The sequence below is a fragment of the Peribacillus sp. TH16 genome (assembly GCF_016651095.1).
Classification (GTDB): domain Bacteria; phylum Bacillota; class Bacilli; order Bacillales; family DSM-1321; genus Peribacillus; species Peribacillus butanolivorans.
On sequence record NZ_JAEKEM010000002.1, the window covers coordinates 1,001,151 to 1,018,109 of the forward strand.

General features: G+C 42.1%; 14 protein-coding genes. 1 reads left to right on the forward strand and 13 read right to left on the reverse strand.

Annotated elements, in window-relative coordinates:
* Nucleotides 1-202: 202 nt before the first annotated feature.
* The 5 genes from rpoZ to JFV29_RS04800 all read right to left on the reverse strand — a co-directional run bounded on the left by rpoZ (nucleotide 203) and on the right by JFV29_RS04800 (nucleotide 5,064).
* Nucleotides 203-409, reverse strand: coding sequence for a DNA-directed RNA polymerase subunit omega (gene rpoZ / locus JFV29_RS04780; protein ID WP_056526628.1), 207 nt, complete (start codon nucleotides 407-409; stop codon nucleotides 203-205).
* Between the two features lie 3 nt (nucleotides 410-412).
* Nucleotides 413-1,027 carry a guanylate kinase gene (gene gmk, locus JFV29_RS04785; protein ID WP_034313809.1) on the reverse strand — a complete coding sequence of 205 codons (615 nt, stop codon included), beginning with the start codon at nucleotides 1,025-1,027 and terminating at the stop codon, nucleotides 413-415.
* A 10-nt stretch (nucleotides 1,028-1,037) separates the two neighbouring features.
* A complete protein-coding gene (remA, locus tag JFV29_RS04790) occupies nucleotides 1,038-1,301 on the reverse strand; it encodes an extracellular matrix/biofilm regulator RemA (protein ID WP_034313813.1) in 264 nt (87 codons plus the stop codon).
* Between the two features lie 54 nt (nucleotides 1,302-1,355).
* A complete protein-coding gene (locus tag JFV29_RS04795) occupies nucleotides 1,356-2,231 on the reverse strand; it encodes a YicC/YloC family endoribonuclease (RefSeq protein WP_201181493.1) in 876 nt (291 codons plus the stop codon).
* A gap of 154 nt (nucleotides 2,232-2,385) precedes the next feature.
* Complete coding sequence (locus JFV29_RS04800) at nucleotides 2,386-5,064, reverse strand: calcium-translocating P-type ATPase, SERCA-type (RefSeq protein ID WP_201183377.1); 2,679 nt, start codon at nucleotides 5,062-5,064, stop codon at nucleotides 2,386-2,388.
* A 450-nt stretch (nucleotides 5,065-5,514) separates the two neighbouring features.
* Here JFV29_RS04800 and JFV29_RS04805 point away from each other — a divergent pair, with 450 nt between their 5' ends.
* Entirely contained in the window at nucleotides 5,515-7,242 is a 1,728-nt protein-coding gene (locus tag JFV29_RS04805; protein WP_201181495.1) for an Rqc2 family fibronectin-binding protein, read from the forward strand.
* 54 nt (nucleotides 7,243-7,296) lie between these two features.
* Here JFV29_RS04805 and pyrE read toward each other — a convergent pair whose 3' ends face one another.
* From pyrE to JFV29_RS04845, 8 genes are read right to left on the reverse strand one after another with little or no spacing between them, the layout of a single operon-like run.
* Entirely contained in the window at nucleotides 7,297-7,932 is a 636-nt protein-coding gene (gene pyrE, locus JFV29_RS04810) for an orotate phosphoribosyltransferase (protein ID WP_116821766.1), read from the reverse strand.
* Nucleotides 7,926-8,642 (reverse strand): orotidine-5'-phosphate decarboxylase, encoded by a 717-nt coding sequence (pyrF, locus tag JFV29_RS04815; RefSeq protein ID WP_053345266.1) that lies wholly within the window; start codon nucleotides 8,640-8,642, stop codon nucleotides 7,926-7,928. The genes pyrE and pyrF overlap by 7 nt, the downstream gene beginning before the upstream one ends.
* Complete coding sequence (locus tag JFV29_RS04820; RefSeq protein WP_053345265.1) at nucleotides 8,614-9,555, reverse strand: dihydroorotate dehydrogenase; 942 nt, start codon at nucleotides 9,553-9,555, stop codon at nucleotides 8,614-8,616. The genes pyrF and JFV29_RS04820 overlap by 29 nt, the downstream gene beginning before the upstream one ends.
* Nucleotides 9,552-10,331, reverse strand: a complete 780-nt coding sequence (locus JFV29_RS04825; RefSeq protein WP_053345264.1) for a dihydroorotate dehydrogenase electron transfer subunit — start codon at nucleotides 10,329-10,331, stop codon at nucleotides 9,552-9,554. The genes JFV29_RS04820 and JFV29_RS04825 overlap by 4 nt, the downstream gene beginning before the upstream one ends.
* Nucleotides 10,328-13,534, reverse strand: coding sequence for a carbamoyl-phosphate synthase large subunit (gene carB / locus JFV29_RS04830; RefSeq protein ID WP_201181504.1), 3,207 nt, complete (start codon nucleotides 13,532-13,534; stop codon nucleotides 10,328-10,330). Before carB ends, JFV29_RS04825 begins: the two co-directional genes overlap by 4 nt.
* On the reverse strand, nucleotides 13,513-14,619 hold the full coding sequence (locus JFV29_RS04835; RefSeq protein ID WP_098175394.1) for a carbamoyl phosphate synthase small subunit: 1,107 nt from the start codon (nucleotides 14,617-14,619) through the stop codon (nucleotides 13,513-13,515). The genes carB and JFV29_RS04835 overlap by 22 nt, the downstream gene beginning before the upstream one ends.
* Nucleotides 14,616-15,902, reverse strand: a complete 1,287-nt coding sequence (locus JFV29_RS04840) for a dihydroorotase (protein WP_056526604.1) — start codon at nucleotides 15,900-15,902, stop codon at nucleotides 14,616-14,618. The genes JFV29_RS04835 and JFV29_RS04840 overlap by 4 nt, the downstream gene beginning before the upstream one ends.
* Complete coding sequence (locus tag JFV29_RS04845; protein WP_201181506.1) at nucleotides 15,865-16,800, reverse strand: aspartate carbamoyltransferase catalytic subunit; 936 nt, start codon at nucleotides 16,798-16,800, stop codon at nucleotides 15,865-15,867. The genes JFV29_RS04840 and JFV29_RS04845 overlap by 38 nt, the downstream gene beginning before the upstream one ends.
* Between the last annotated feature and the right edge of the window lie 159 nt (nucleotides 16,801-16,959).

The following is a 16,959-nucleotide window of genomic DNA, read 5'->3' on the forward strand; positions in this document are numbered from 1 at the left end:
TGCGCAGCAACATATGGTTTTTTGCATTATTGTGATGTCTATGCCTGCTTTTTCAATGCTTTCCGTCTGCTTAAGGAGCATTTATAAAAATCAAAACAAACAGGCCTGACACCTTGGCCGCAGGAAGGAAGCAACTTTCAAATGTAACGCATCCTGTTTGCTTTAGGGTGTCAGGCCCGATAGGTCAAGCTTATGTGTTCGCTTAGTTTTCCTCGTAAGAATTATCGTAAGTCAATTTTCCAGAATGAATTTCTTCAAGGGCACGACCAACAGATTTATGAGAAACTGGTTTATTAATGAGGCAATTATCTTTAATTTGCATTTCTCTGGCACGTTTAGCTGCCACTGATACAAGTGAGTATTTTGAATCGATTTTTAGTAATAGGGAATCAATTGATGGATATAACATAGTTTATTCCGCCTCCAACATTTTTTTATATAAAACAGCAACTCTTTCCCGACGGCAATGCTCGGCAATTACAATTGCATTAATTCTAGCACAAGCAGCATCCACATGGTCATTTTCAACGACATAATCATACAGATCCATAAGTTCTATTTCTTCTTTAGCTACTTTCATCCGCCCTTTAATCGCTTCCTCTGTCTCGGTACCGCGTGTTACAATTCGGCTTTCGAGTTCAGTCAAGCTTGGGGGTGCAAGAAAAATGAAAAGCCCTTCAGGAAATTTCTCCCTGACCTGTTTGGCTCCTTGAACTTCGATTTCCAGAAAAACATCTTTTCCAGAGTCGATTGTTTCACGAACATAATCCACAGGTGTTCCATAATAATTGCCGACGAACTCAGCATATTCAAGCAGTTTACCTTCTTCAATTAACGCTTCGAATTCCTCACGTTTTTTAAAGAAATAGTCTACTCCGTCCACTTCACCATGGCGTGGCAGTCGTGTCGTCATCGAAATTGAATATTCAAATGCCGTACCAGGCTGAGAAAAGATCGCCTTCCTTACTGTTCCTTTACCAACACCGGATGGACCGGACAAAACGATTAATAAACCTTTTTCTCTCATATTCTTTTAGTTACCCCTCTTCTACGCTGTCATCTCTATCTTGAAGCCTTGCTGCAACCGTTTCTGGTTGAACCGCTGATAAGATAACATGGTCGCTGTCTGTAATAATAACGGCCCTTGTTCTTCTACCGTATGTAGCATCTATTAAGGATCCGCGATCTCGAGCATCCTGGATAATCCTTTTAATCGGAGCTGATTCAGGACTCACGATGGATACGATCCGGTTTGCGGAAACGATATTCCCAAATCCAATATTAATGAGCTTTATTGACATTTTTGTCCCCCATTCATATTCTATTGTCACCTTGATAGGTTCATCATAAACCGACTACTCGATATTTTGAACCTGTTCCTTTAATTTTTCAAGCAGACTTTTCATTTCAACCACTTCTTTAGTAATGGTCGAATCATTTGCCTTTGATCCAATTGTATTGACTTCTCGATTCATCTCCTGAACAAGGAAGTCAAGTTTTCTACCAATTGGTTCACCATGTGTAAGCGTTTCTGAAAATTGCTGTACATGACTTTCAAGTCTCGTCAGCTCTTCATTTATATCACATTTATCAGCAAAAATGGCCGCTTCTGTCACAATACGGCTATCCTCAATCAATCCTTCTGTCAACTCAGCTAGCTTGATTGCCAACCGTGCTTTATATTTCTCGACAACTGAAGGCGCATAGTTTTTAACCCCCACTACAATCTCACCAAACTTTTTCAGCTGATGTTGCAGATCCTGGGCCAGCTCCTGACCTTCCTGAGTCCGCATTTTTTTCAAGTTTTCCAATGCCCCCGAAACAGCCTCCATGAGTAAGGCTTCCAAATCGGTGGGAACAATCGGTACTTCTTCCGTCACGAAAATTGATTCAAGTTGTAGCATATCCTGTAATGTAACGGAACTTTCCAGGTTGTATTTCCCTTTAACCTTATCCATCAAACTCACATACTGATCAGCAAGATTCCAATCGATCTTGACCTTTTTGGAAACTAGGCTATCACCTTCTACTGTAATGAAGATTTCCACCCGTCCCCTTCTTATGTATTGATTCGCCTTTTTCTTCACTTTTTCTTCCAAAACCAAAAGTTGGCGCGGCATTCGAATCGTATATTCACAAAAACGATGGTTCACCGTCTTGATTTCGGCAAAAATCTTGACCTGTTCGTTTGCTGCTTCTTCTCTTCCATAGCCCGTCATACTGGTAACCATGGCTTCACTTCCTATCAAGCATAATGTAGTAACTTGGCGTTTACATTAATTATATATCAGCTTCAGCACGAACGCTTGAGCTTATAAATAAAAGGCTATAAAAATAAAAAGGTAATAGAGCAAGACTCTACCACCTTAAAGATTATATCATATTTCATTGTGCTTTTCTTGCTAAAAAAGTTCCTGCTAGTAAAAAAGTTGGGATGGACGACATTCCTAATACTAAAAGCCAATCTCTCCCCGAAATCGGAACGGTATGGAATATCGCTTGCAAGGGCTGAACATACATGACGGCGAGCATTAACAAAAGGGAAGACAGCACAGCTCCCACTAAATATAGATTACCAAATGGATTTCTCGAAAAGATTGATCGTTCACTTCTACAATCGAAAACGTGGATTAGTTGAGCAAGAACAAGGGTAGCAAATGCGATCGTTTGTGCATAAGTCAGATTATCAGGGTTCGCTCGATATACCACGTAAAACGCTATCAGTGTTGAAATTCCAATTAGAAAACCACGAGAGATAATTTTCCATCCAAGTCCTCTGCCGAATACACCTTCATTTGCATTTCTAGGATTTCTCTTCATCACATCGTCTTCTGGCGCATCAAGCCCCAAAGCCATCGCAGGAAGACCGTCCGTAACGAGGTTCACGAATAGAATTTGGATCGGAATTAATGGTAAAGGCAAGCCGCATAGCATCGCAAAAAACATAACCAAAATCTCTCCAACATTGGATGCGAGCAAATAACGAATGAACTTTCGGATATTTTCATAGATATTTCTGCCTTCTTTAATGGCTGATTTTATTGTTGCAAAATTATCATCAACCAATATCAAGGAGGAAGCCTCTTTGGCAACATCTGTCCCGGTGATTCCCATAGATATACCAATATCCGCTGATTTTATTGCTGGTGCATCATTGACTCCATCTCCTGTCATCGCTACTACATGTCCTTTATTTTGCAATGCCTTTACGATTTTTAGCTTATGTTCCGGGGAAACGCGAGCAAACACCGAAACACTTTCTACTATTTCCTCAAGCTCTCCGACTTCCATATCTGATAATTGTCTGCCTTCTAGTACGAGGTCTTTCCCTTTTAAAATACCAAGTTCTTTAGCTATCGCCTTTGCGGTTATTACATGGTCACCAGTGATCATGACGGTTTTGATTCCCGCATCACGGCACTCTTTAACCGCCTGCTTCACCTCTGGACGCGGAGGGTCAATCATGCCCTGCAGTCCCATGAAGGTCAAATTGCGCTCAGCTTCTGTTTCATGGAGCAGAATTGTTCCTTTTGAAAGTGGCTTATAACCAACGGCAATCATCCGCAGTGCCTGTGAAGCTAACTCACTCATGTCTTGTTGAACTCTTTCCTTACTTTCCCGATTCAGCGGGCCCGACTTCCCTTCCCATAGAATCGTGTCGCACTGGGCGAGCAATACATCGGGGGCCCCTTTTACGATGACGAAATGATTCTCTTTATCATCCTTCACTATAACGCTCATCATTTTCCGGCCCGAGTCAAATGGAAACTCCTTCACTATCGTGAACCGAGTAGATAAGTATTCCCTTGTCAAACCTGCCTTCATTGCGGCAACCAACATCGCCCCTTCTGTCGGATCTCCGTCAAGGACATATTGTTTTCCTTTCTCGTTTAGTTCAGCTTTGTTACAGAGCAGTCCAAATGTCATCATTTGAAGCAAAGCTTTGTGGTTTTTCGGAGCAACGGAAACTCCACCTAATGAAAACTCCCCAATCGGATTATATCCAGTCCCGCTGACATCCCAGGTTTTACCTCCACTCCAAATTTTAGTCACCGTCATTTTGTTTTGCGTCAGTGTACCTGTTTTATCTGAGCAAATCACTGTTGCGCAACCAAGCGTTTCGACCGCTGGAAGCTTACGTACGATCGCTTTTTGTTTGATCATACGCTGAACTCCTAACGACAAGGCTACAGTCACAATTGCTGGCAATCCTTCCGGAATCGCCGCAACTGCTAAAGAAACGCCTGCTAAAAACATTGTATAGAGATCATGTCCTTGAATGACTCCAGTCAGTACGACGATCACCGTTAATATCAACGCCGTGACGATTAAAATTTTACCTAGCTGCTCTAAACGGCGCTGTAAAGGTGTTTCTTTTGTTTCAGCTGTCTGAAGCAAGTCGGCAATCTTCCCCATCGCAGTATTCATGCCTGTAGCGACAACAATACCGACTCCATTCCCTCTTGTAACCATGGTTCCCATAAAAGCCATATTTTCCTGATCACCGATACCTTCTAACTCATTAATTATCGGATCAGAACATTTAACAGCCGGGAGCGACTCACCGGTAAGTGCCGACTCTTCAATCTCAAGGCTTGAATTATCAACAATCCGTAAATCGGCGCCAATTCTATCCCCGCTCGAAAATTTCAAGATATCCCCCACCACGACTTCTCTAGATGGAATCTTCAGCCAGTGCCCATTCCTAAGAACATGGACTTGTGGCGCTGACATTTCCTTCAGGGCATCCAAGGATTTTTCGGCCTTTCGTTCTTGAAAAAAGCCTAGCACTCCATTCAAAAAAACAATCGCCATGATGGCAATCGCATCGATATATTCACCCAAAATACCGGAGACCAAGGTCGCCGCAAGTAAAACAATGACCATAAAATCTTTAAATTGTGCGAAAAATAAAAGGATGGCTGACTGTTTTTCTCCTTCTTTTAATTCGTTAAAACCATGCTTATGCAGCCTGTCCTTTACTTCATCATCGTCCAAACCGTGTGTAACGTTTGTTTGAAGCGCTCTCTCCATTTCTTGCTTATTCATTTCCTTGAACTCCATCAAGTATCACACATCCCTTTGAATAGAATGAAATAGGCCCCTGTATACAACCAAACAGGCGCTCTAGCTCTGCTTATCCAACACCTGTCCGCATACTAAATACATAAAACAACCTGCTCTTCTTCCATGATTATTCAGACTCGTCCAAAAAAATGCTATAATTAAACAGAAATGCGAAAGATGAACGAACCTTATCCAAAATTGGACGAACAACTGCGTATAAAAATGGGCCACCTTAAAAGGTAAACTTTGGCTAGTTTAAACTAGGTACATATAAGAATTGATCAATTCAATTTACCTGAACATTTTAAAGCTCGCTTCATCGAGTTTTTCTAAACTTGCAAATGCCACTTTTGCGAGTTAATTATAGGACGAAAAACTCTCTGTAACTAACATCAATTAAAATCAATGAAGTCATAGAAAATCTTATGTAAAGGAAGTAAAAATAGAATGTCATTTGATGGATTATTTACGAAAGCGATGACGGAAGAAATCGCTTCTATACTAAAAGGTGGACGCATCAATAAAGTTCATCAGCCTTATAAAAATGAAGTTATCCTGGTTGTTCGCGCTGGAGGTAAGAACCATAAACTCTTATTATCAGCCCATCCAAGCTATTCAAGAGTACAGTTGACAGAAGAAAGCTATGAAAATCCAAAAGAGCCGCCAATGTTCTGTATGCTGCTTCGAAAGCATCTCGAAGGCTATACGATTGAAGATATTTATCAATATGAACTAGATCGGATGATTATTTTTGAGGTGAAGGGTCGTAACGAGCTTGGTGATGTCTCGCAAAAGCAGTTAATCGTGGAAATCATGGGTCGTCACAGTAATATTGTTTTAGTTGATAAAGAACGGAATATGATATTAGACAGCATTAAGCATGTCTCCTACGCTGTGAACAGCTATCGGGCGATATTACCTGGGCAGGAATACAAAGTGCCCCCCGCACAAGAAAAGCATAACCCCTTTGATGCTACTGAGGATGATATAAGGAAAAATATCGACTTTAATGCGGGAAAACTCGATCGTCAACTTGTTGCCCAATTTTCTGGAGTTTCTCCGTTAGTTGCAAAGGAGGCCGTTTATCGGGCAGGGTTGGCCAACAGTACCACTCTTCCATCGGCCTTTTCAAGTCTTATCAAGGAAATATCGGAACAAAAATATACCGCAACTATAAAACAAGACGGCAGCAAAGATGTGTTTTATATGCTTTCGCTAGAGCACCTGACTGGAAAATACCGAACATTTTCTTCCTTAAGCGAAATGCTCGATCGGTATTACTTTGGAAAGGCAGAGCGAGATCGGGTAAAGCAAAAGAGTCAGGATGTAGACCGTTTCATTGCGAATGAAATTGAAAAGAACTCTAAAAAAATCGGCAAACTCGAACGAACATTAAAGGAAACGGAACGCGGAGAACAATACCAATTGTTCGGTGAACTGCTGACAGCTAACTTATATCAAATGAAAAAAGGCATGAAGGAAATTGAAGTGGTCAATTATTATGATGATGAACAAAGTATGGTCATAATCCCTCTTGACCCATTAAAAAACCCATCTGATAATGCGCAAAAGTACTTCTCTAGATACCAAAAGTCCAAAAATGCAGTCGGTGTCGTACAAGAGCAAATCCAAAAAGCAAAATTGGAATTAGCCTACTTTGAAGCGTTGCATCAGCAACTCCAATCAGCTTCACCTAAAGATATTGAGGAAATACGCGAGGAACTTCAGGAAGAAGGATATATTCGTCAAAAAAAGAAAAAAGGCATGAAAAAGCCTGCCAATGCAAAACCACAACTTGAAACATATTATTCCACAGATGGAGATCTCATTTTTGTCGGGAAAAACAATAAACAAAATGATTATTTAACGAATAAATTTGCACGTCGCGATGAAATTTGGCTTCATACAAAAGACATCCCTGGGTCACATGTTGTGATTAGGAATGAATCACCGAGTGAAGAAACCATAAAAGAAGCAGCAGTTTTAGCAGCCTTCTTCAGTAAAGCAAAGCAATCGAGTTCGGTGCCCGTAGACTTTACACAAGTTCGCCATGTAAAGAAGCCGAATGGCTCGAAGCCCGGCTTTGTCATATATGAACAGCAGCAAACCGTATATATTACACCAGATGCAGATATAGTTATTCGCTTAAAAGAAGCAGAAGCTGTAAAGGATTGATTTAAATACAAAAATATAAGTGTGTCCCAATCTACAAGATTGGGACACACTTTTTTATGCTAAAATCCACGCGGTATCTTCTGGGTTTTCCCGCCATTTTTTCAACTTTTCCAGTTCGCCTTCTGTGATGTAGCCTTTTTCGTTAGCGACTTTGATTAAGGTCGAATAGTCACTTAATGAATAGTTCGTAATGCCTTCAGCAAGGAACTTTTCTTTTCCCTTTTCCAGTTGGTAAGAAAAGATAGAAACGACCCCAAGGACATCACAGCCAGCTTCTTTAAGCGCGTTTACAGCCGTAATTACACTTCCACCGGTTGAAATCAAATCTTCCACAACCACAACTTTTTGTCCTGGAACAGCGCGACCTTCGATTTGATTGCCCTTACCGTGCTCCTTTGCTTTGGAGCGAACATAGCACATTGGTGCATCTAATTTTTCACTCACCCAAGCCGCATGCGGAATGCCAGCCGTTGCAGTACCGGCAATCAATTCAGCCTCAGGGAAATGCTGTTCAATTAATACTTTCAATCCTTCTGCTATTTCCTTGCGAACCTCAGGGTAAGAAAGGGTTAAGCGGTTATCGCAGTATATAGGGGATTTAATTCCAGATGCCCATGTGAATGGATCATTCGGCTGTAGGTACACTGCTTTAATTTCTAATAGGTGTTCGGCTATGGTTTGGTTTAACATGATATTCCCTCCCAGGCTGCTTTCATATCTAAGTATGCTGTTAATGGATCTTTCGCCCCAGTTATCGCTCTACCTACAACGATGGCATCAGCTCCAAAATTTCTTGCCTGTTCAGGCGTGGCAATTCTTTCTTGATCGTGTGTTTGGCCACCTGCATTACGGATACCAGGTGTGACCGTTAAAAATTCCGGGCTAATACGTTCATGAATTGTCTTTACTTCATGCGACGAACAAACAACGCCGTCTAATCCGGCCTGCTGAGTAAGCTTTGCATAATGAAGCACCGAATCCTCTAGAGAGCCGGCAATGTTTTGGTCAAGATTCATTTGTTCCTGTGACGTGCTTGTCAGCTGTGTAACCCCTATACATAACGGACGTTTTTTTCCTGCAGCTGTTCCACTATCTAAACCTTCCAGAGCTGCTTCCATCATATTTCGGCCACCTGCCGCGTGGACATTTACCATGTCAGCGCCTAAAGCTGCCAGACCTGTCATTGCCTTTTTGACTGTGTTCGGAATATCATGAAGCTTTAAGTCTAAAAACACATCGTGGCCTTGTTCTTTTACGTAAGAAATGATTGACGGTCCATTCTGATAAAATAATTCCATCCCCACTTTTACAGCTAGTTTTTCAGATGAAAACTGGTTTAAAAATTGTTCTGTTTGTATAAGGTTGGGAAAATCAAGCGCGATAATTAGCGACTGCTTCATTCTGCTTCCAGCTCCTTCCGGTACATTGTGAAATATGATCAAATCCTAGCTCATCCAGCAGATTGGGTAATTCTTCAATGATCGTTGGGCATACAAACGGATCCACGAAGTTAGCGGTTCCCACTGCAACAGCGCTCGCACCTGCGTAGAAAAACTCAATGACATCTTCCGCTGAAGCGATTCCTCCCATTCCAATGATTGGAATCGAAACTTGCTGGCTTACCTCATAAATCATCCGGAGAGCGACTGGTTTAATCGCAGGACCCGATAACCCACCAGTTTTGTTCGATAGAATCGGTCGACCTGTTTTTAAATCCAAACGCATACCGACTAATGTATTAATCATAGTCAGCCCGTCGGCACCGCCATCTTCAACCGCTTTGGCCATTTCCACAATATTGCTGACATTTGGAGAAAGCTTCACATAAACAGGCACAGAGGAGACTTCCTTGACTGCCTTGGTTACCTCTTTGGCAACTTCCGGAACCGTACCAAAAGCGATGCCACCTTCTTTTACATTTGGACAAGAAATATTCAACTCAAGAGCCTTCACATTTCCTACCTTACTGATGTTACTAGCCACTTTTACATAATCAGCTATTTGAGATCCCGCAACGTTAGCGATAATAGGGACATCATACCCACTTAGCCAGTCCAGTTCTTCATTGATGACTTTAGCCAAACCTGGATTTTGTAAACCAATCGCGTTCAGCATTCCCGAAGAAGTTTCCGCAACACGCGGGGTTGGATTACCGAACCGCGGCTCAGGAGTTGTCGCTTTAATCATAATTGCTCCCAGTACATCCAAGTTGAAGAACTGGCTGTATTCACGACCAAATCCAAAGCAACCAGATGCTGGCATGACCGGATTTTTCAGGTGTAATCCTGGTAACTCAACTGAAAGTCTGCTCATAATACCACCTCTCCTGCCCGGAATACGGGTCCGTCACTGCATACTTTTTTGTAACTGAAACCATTCGGATCATCTCCTGTATGACACACGCAGGCAAAACACGCACCAATTCCGCAGCCCATCCTTTCTTCAAGAGACAGGTAAAGTTTTTTTTCACGATATCCCGCTTCCAATGCTTTTAGCATTGGTGTCGGCCCGCAGGAAAAGATTGTCTCAAACTCCGTATCCAACTTGTCAATTACTGTCGTAACAAATCCTTTTGTTCCATACGATCCATCTACTGTGGCAATATAGGTATCACCTAATTTACTAAACTCTTTTTCGTAAAAAATGGCAGACTTCGTTTGGAAGCCTAGTACATGTATTACCCTAACTCCTTTAGCAACCAACATCTGCGATAACTGATACAGAGGTGGGACACCAATCCCACCACCAACCAATAGAGCTGTTTCTCCCTTATTTGCTTCATGAACCGGAAAGCCGTTGCCAAGCGGACCGAGGATATCTACACCTTCTGCCTGCTTACACTGTGACAGCAGTGTCGTTCCTTTCCCTTCAGCCCGGTATATCATCGTGAACTGTTTTTCACTACTGTTATAAGAAGAAATCGAAATCGGGCGTCTTAACAAAGGCTCGTTGCCTTCAGTTGTCTTTACGTGTACAAACTGGCCCGGTTGCTTCATTTCTGAAACTAATTCACCTTGTAGGGTAAGTTCAAATATGGATGGAGCCAGTTCTTTATGAGTCAACACCTTCATCGTTTCCTTCTTGATCATGTATAGCTCACCTCACGACTTTTTTCCGTTTTCCCCATGGCTTCTGCCGAAAAGGTCATTGATTCAATTACTCTTAAAATGGCTTCTGCTGTATCCAGGGATGTCAGACATGTCACTCCATTTTCAACAGATTCGCGACGTATTCTAAAACCATCTCGTTCCGGCTGTTTCCCTTTCGTCAAAGTGTTGATGACGAATTGTGCGTCCCCATTTCGGATAACATCCAAAAGGTTTCTTCCCTCTTCACCAATCTTACCAACAACCGCAGTTGGGATACCAGATTGCTCCAACAGGGCGGCGGTTCCGCTTGTGGCAATCAACTTGAAGCCAATATTATGAAAACGTCTTGCCAGCAATAGTGCTTCTTGCTTATCTTTATCCGATATCGTTAACAAGACTGAACCGTGACCTTGAATTTTGAAACCGGAAGCAACAAGACCTTTGTATAAAGCCTTTTCAAGTGTACTGTCTTTCCCCATTACTTCACCAGTCGATTTCATTTCAGGTCCGAGTGAAATGTCCACACCTCTTAATTTTGCAAAGGAGAAGACCGGCACTTTTACAAAGACTCCGCTTTGTTCCGGAACTATACCGGATTGGTAGCCCTGGCTTTCAAGAGAGTGTCCTAAAATGACCTTCGTGGCCAAGTTCGCCATCGGCACATTCGTGATCTTACTTAAGAATGGAACCGTGCGGCTAGAACGCGGATTTACTTCAATGACATACACTTCGTCATCACTGATGACATATTGAATATTCAAGAGACCGATAATATTCAAGCCTTTTGCCAATCTAGTCGTGTAATCGATGATCACTTCTTTTTGTTTTTCCGTTAGGCTTTGCGGAGGGTAGACGGCAATCGAATCACCGGAGTGGACGCCTGCGCGCTCGATGTGCTCCATGATTCCAGGAATAACTACCGTTTCGCCATCAGAAATCCCGTCGACTTCGACCTCTTTCCCCGTTAAGTAACGGTCAATCAGGACAGGATGATCCGGATTGATTTTCACCGCATTTTTCATGTAATGCAGCAATTCTTCTTGTTTATAGACGATTTCCATTGCTCTTCCTCCGAGAACATACGAAGGTCTTACTAAAACTGGATAGCCGATATCTTCAGCTATGACGATAGCTTCATTTACAGATGTGGCAGTTTTACCTTTTGGTTGCGGAATTCCTAAATCCTTAAGAGCACTTTCGAATTTATTACGATTCTCCGCACGATCCAAGTCTTCTAGAGAAGTACCTAGGATCTTCACTCCTCTTTCAACAAGACCATCTGCAAGATTGATGGCAGTCTGACCACCAAATTGGACGATAACACCTTCTGGTTTTTCCAAATCGATAACATGCATCACATCTTCAAGTGTTAATGGTTCGAAATAAAGCTTGTCAGATATACTGAAATCCGTCGAAACCGTTTCCGGATTGTTGTTGATGATGATCGCTTCATAGCCTGCCTCTTTGATGGCCCAGACTGAATGAACGGTCGCGTAGTCAAACTCTACCCCCTGTCCAATCCGTATTGGACCCGATCCTAGCACAATGACACTTTTCTTATCTGTAACAATTGATTCATTTTCATCTTCGTATGTTCCGTAAAAATATGGTGTTTCCGATTCAAATTCCGCTGCGCATGTATCGACCATTTTATAAACCGGCACAATTCCTTGTTGTTTCCGATACTCATAAATTTTCTTTTCAGTAACTTCCCATATATCTGCAATCGTTTTATCAGAAAAGCCAAGTTCCTTAGCCTTCTTCAGGACTTCACAATCGAATGAATGTTCACGAAGCTCTTTTTCAAAGTCTATAATCTTTTTCAGCTTATGCAGGAAGAATAAATCGATCTGGCTCCATTCGTGAATGGTTTCGATTGTTTTGCCTCTTCTTAGTGCCTCACCGATATAAAATAACCGCTCATCTCCTGCTTTCCGAATCCTTTTTTCTATTTTTTCATCCTCGAACTCGTCGTTCAACTCGAGATGATAAAGTCCTGCTTCAAGGGAGCGCACAGCTTTTAAAATTGATTCTTCAAATGTACGACCGATTGCCATGACTTCTCCAGTCGCTTTCATTTGTGTACCGAGTCTACGGTTGGCGCTTTCGAACTTATCAAAAGGCCAGCGTGGAATTTTCGTGACTACATAGTCAAGCGCAGGTTCAAAGCTGGCATATGTTTTGCCTGTAACCGGGTTCATCATTTCATCAAGCGTTAAACCAACTGCTATCTTGGCCGCAAGCTTTGCAATCGGATATCCCGTCGCTTTTGAAGCAAGTGCTGACGAACGGCTAACCCTAGGGTTAACTTCGATGACATAATACTGATAGCTGTTTGGATCTAACGCAAGCTGAACATTACATCCGCCTTCAATTTTCAAGGCGCGGATAATCTTCAATGACGTATTTCGAAGCATTTGATACTCTCTGTCACTTAACGTTTGGCTTGGTGCCGCAACAATAGAGTCTCCTGTATGTACTCCTACAGGATCAAAGTTTTCCATATTACAAACGACAATCGCATTGTCATTGGAGTCACGCATTACTTCATATTCCACTTCTTTAAAACCGGCAATACTCTTCTCAAGCAGACATTGATGAACAGGGCTGCTTTTTAGGCCACCTTCAACAATCTCGATTAACTGCTCTTCGTTATCACAAATCCCGCCGCCTGTTCCACCTAGTGTAAAGGCTGGGCGTACGATAACTGGATAGCCGACTCGTTCCACGAACGTATAAGCCTCATCCAAATTATGAATAATATCGCTGTCAGGAACAGGTTCCCCAAGGTCGTTCATCAGGGTTCGGAACAAATCACGGTCTTCTGCTTGTTGGATAGCGGAAAGCTTCGTACCAAGAATCTGCACATTGCATTCTTCCAAAATCCCTGCATCGGCTAGTTCAACAGCCATATTCAAACCCGTTTGTCCTCCTAGAGTCGGAAGCAGAGCATCAGGGCGCTCTTTACGGATGATTTTGCTAACAAATTCCAGAGTAATCGGCTCGATATATACCGCATCCGCCATTTCGCTATCTGTCATGATTGTAGCAGGATTTGAGTTAATTAGGATTACTCGGTAACCCTCTTCCTTTAAGGCAATACATGCTTGAGTTCCTGCATAATCGAACTCAGCAGCCTGGCCGATTACGATTGGACCAGAACCAATTACTAGGATGCTTTTTATATCTGTGCGTTTTGGCATGTTTTTTCCCCCTTCGTAGGTGCAGCTTCAATCATTTGTAAAAATTCATTGAATAAGTAGTTGGCGTCTTCCGGACCAGGTGAAGCCTCCGGGTGATATTGAACTGTGAAAGCCGGATATTTTTTATGGCGTAAGCCTTCAATTGTATCGTCATTTAATGCTGTATGTGTCACAACAAGGTCAGTGTTTTCAATAGAAAGCTCCTCGACTGTATATCCGTGATTTTGAGAAGTGATGGATACTTTTCCAGTACGAAGGTCTTTAACCGGATGGTTTGATCCTCGATGACCAAATTTCAATTTTGCTGTATCTGCACCGTTAGCCAGCGCGAATAACTGATGACCCAGGCAAATTCCAAATAGCGGTACTTCTTTCTGCACTATACGAATCATTTCAAGCGTTTCCTGAACACTTTTCGGGTCTCCAGGACCGTTTGAAAGCATCACTCCATCTGGATGATATTGCAGCACTTCCTCTGCCGTAACGTTATAAGGTACAACCACAACATCACAACCACGCTTCGTCAACTCGCGTAAAATACCATGCTTCATGCCATAATCAACAAGAACGACTCGGGGGCCTCTTCCAGGACTTGAGTAGGCAGCTTTTGTTGAAACCTGCTTCACTTGATTAGAAGGAATCACCGTTGCTTTTAGCTGGGAAACAATCTCTTCAGCATCTTTATTGATATTGCAGAGCGCTCCTTTAAGTGCACCTGATTTCCTGATGATTCTTGTCAGCTTTCTCGTATCAATTCCACTTATGCCAGGTATGTTCTTCATTTTCAAATATTCATCAAGAGATAATTGGTTGCGCCAGTTGGAAGGAAGATCAGCTGTTTCCTTAACGACGAACCCTGATATCGCTGGATTGATAGATTCAAAGTCATCTCGGTTTATTCCGTAGTTTCCGATTAGCGGGTAAGTTAGCGTAACTATTTGGCCGCAATAGGATGGATCAGATAAAATCTCCTGATATCCTGTCATCCCTGTATTAAAAACAACTTCACCTATTTTTTCTACGTCCCCTCCGAATGCTTCGCCGAGGAATACCGTTCCATCTTCTAAAATAAGCTGTCTTTTCATCCTTGAACACGTCCTTTTTCCCAAGCTGTTTTTCCTTCTGCAATCGTCATAACTGGCCAGCCATAGCATTTCTTTTCATTAAAAGGTGTATTTTTACCTTTTGAAGCAAACTCTTCTTTATTAATTTCTTTTTCAGTATCCAAATCGATTAATACGATATCAGCAGTAGCACCTTCCTTTAGCTGTCCATAAGGAAGTGAGAAACTCTCAGATGGTTTGATGGTCATGAAGTCGACCAATTGCTTTAAGGTGATTACATCCTTTTTGACTAATTCTGTGTAAAGCAGCGGGAAGGCCGTTTCTAGTCCCACAATTCCAAAAGGAGCTAGCTGCATCCCTTGAGCTTTTTCCTCAGCTGTATGCGGAGCATGATCTGTAGCAATAAAGTCGATTGTTCCGTCCAGCAGGCCTTCGATCAATGCGTCACGATCTTCTCTTCCTCTTAAAGGCGGGTTCATTTTATAATTCGGATCAAGTCCTGGGATATCATCTTCACACAGCAATAAGTGATGAGGTGTAACTTCCGCTGTGACCCGGATACCGGCGCGTTTGGCATCTCTTACAGTTCTCACCGATTCTTTCGTAGAAATGTGGCAGACATGATAATGGCAGTCCGCTGCTTCCGCAAGCAGGATATCCCTGGCTATATGTACAGCTTCGCATACAGATGGGATTCCATTGATTCCTTGTTCTTTGGAGTATCTTCCTTCATGTACAGAGCCTTTATTGATTAAGCTATTATCTTCACAATGAGCAACAATAGCCATATCTTGAGCGGCAGCCTGTTTCATAGCAGCCAGCATCATTCCGGCTTCTTGGATACCAACGCCGTCGTCTGTAAAGGCGAAAGCCCCAGTTTGTTTTAAAGAAGAAAAGTCAGTCAATTCTTTGCCAGCCTCTCTAATCGTGATGGATGCATAAGGCAGTACACGAACATGTGCTGTTTCTTCAATTTTCCGGTTAAGTGCTTCAAGATTTTCAATTGTATCAGGAACAGGTCTTGTATTAGGCATCGCCGCTACAGTGGTAAAACCGCCTCTTGCTGCTGCAAGCGTTCCAGTTGCTATTGTTTCTTTATGCTCGCCGCCTGGCTCGCGTAAATGGATATGCAGGTCAATAAATCCTGGTGTAATAAGTAACCCTTTGGCATCTATTACCTCACAATTTTCTGTTGCCAGGTTCTCTCCGATTTTCGTGATGATTTTTCCTTCTATTTCAATATCTGCTTTCTTGAATGAATTTTGATTATCTAGCAATACTCCATTTTTGATGACAGTTTTCATGGATGATTCCTCCCTCAAATTGTTCTAGCACATTTTTTAATACGGCCATTCTAATAAACACACCATTTTGCATTTGTTTAAAAATTCTTGAACGGCTACATTCGACTAAATCACTGTCAATTTCAACGCCGCGATTTATTGGTGCAGGATGCATGATGATCGCACCCGGTTTCATATTTTTTTCACGTTGTTTGGTTAAACCGAATCTTTCCAAATAATCCCCATTTGCCTGATTGTATTTTTCATTATGTCTTTCGTGCTGAATCCGAAGTAGCATAACCACATCCGATGTCGCTATCGCTTGATCGATGTCTTCATATCTCCCTAAGCTGTTGTTTCTATCAAACCATTCAGGCGGACCTGAAAATACGACATTCGCTCCTAGACGAGTTAAGGCTTCTGCATTCGATTTTGCCACTCGGCTATGCATTACGTCCCCAATTATTGCAATCTTCAGACCGGTAAAACTATTAAACTCTTGTTTTATCGTCAATAAGTCCAGCAATGACTGCGTTGGATGATTTCCGCAACCATCACCTGCATTGATTATTGGAATGTTGAGTTTTTCTTTTAGTTCATCAAAGTAATTATCCTGTTCATGGCGGATAATTAAGGCATTGACACCGATTGATTCAAACGTTTTTGCTGTGTCATATAAGGTTTCTCCTTTTAAAACGGATGATGTCCCGGCATCAAAAGGAATGACCTCAAGACCTAATTTTCTTTCAGCCATTTCAAAGCTTGATTTCGTACGTGTACTCGGTTCAAAGAATAGATTGGCAACCATGGTCTGCTGTTTAGGATTCCAGCTCGTTCCATTAGCAAACCCCTCTGCTTCTTGTAGAATTTTTTCAATTTCAGATATGGTCAATTCATTCATCGTCAATAATTTTTTCATTGATCCTGCTCCTTTCACAATTTGTTGTGATGCGGGGTAAAAAAAACACCCCGCCAATAAGGACAGGGTGTAGGTAATAAAGACTTACAAGAACTAGGGCTGGTTTATTTCCCGTTCTCATTTGTCTTTACAGCAACACCCTTTCAAGCCTCTCTGGAC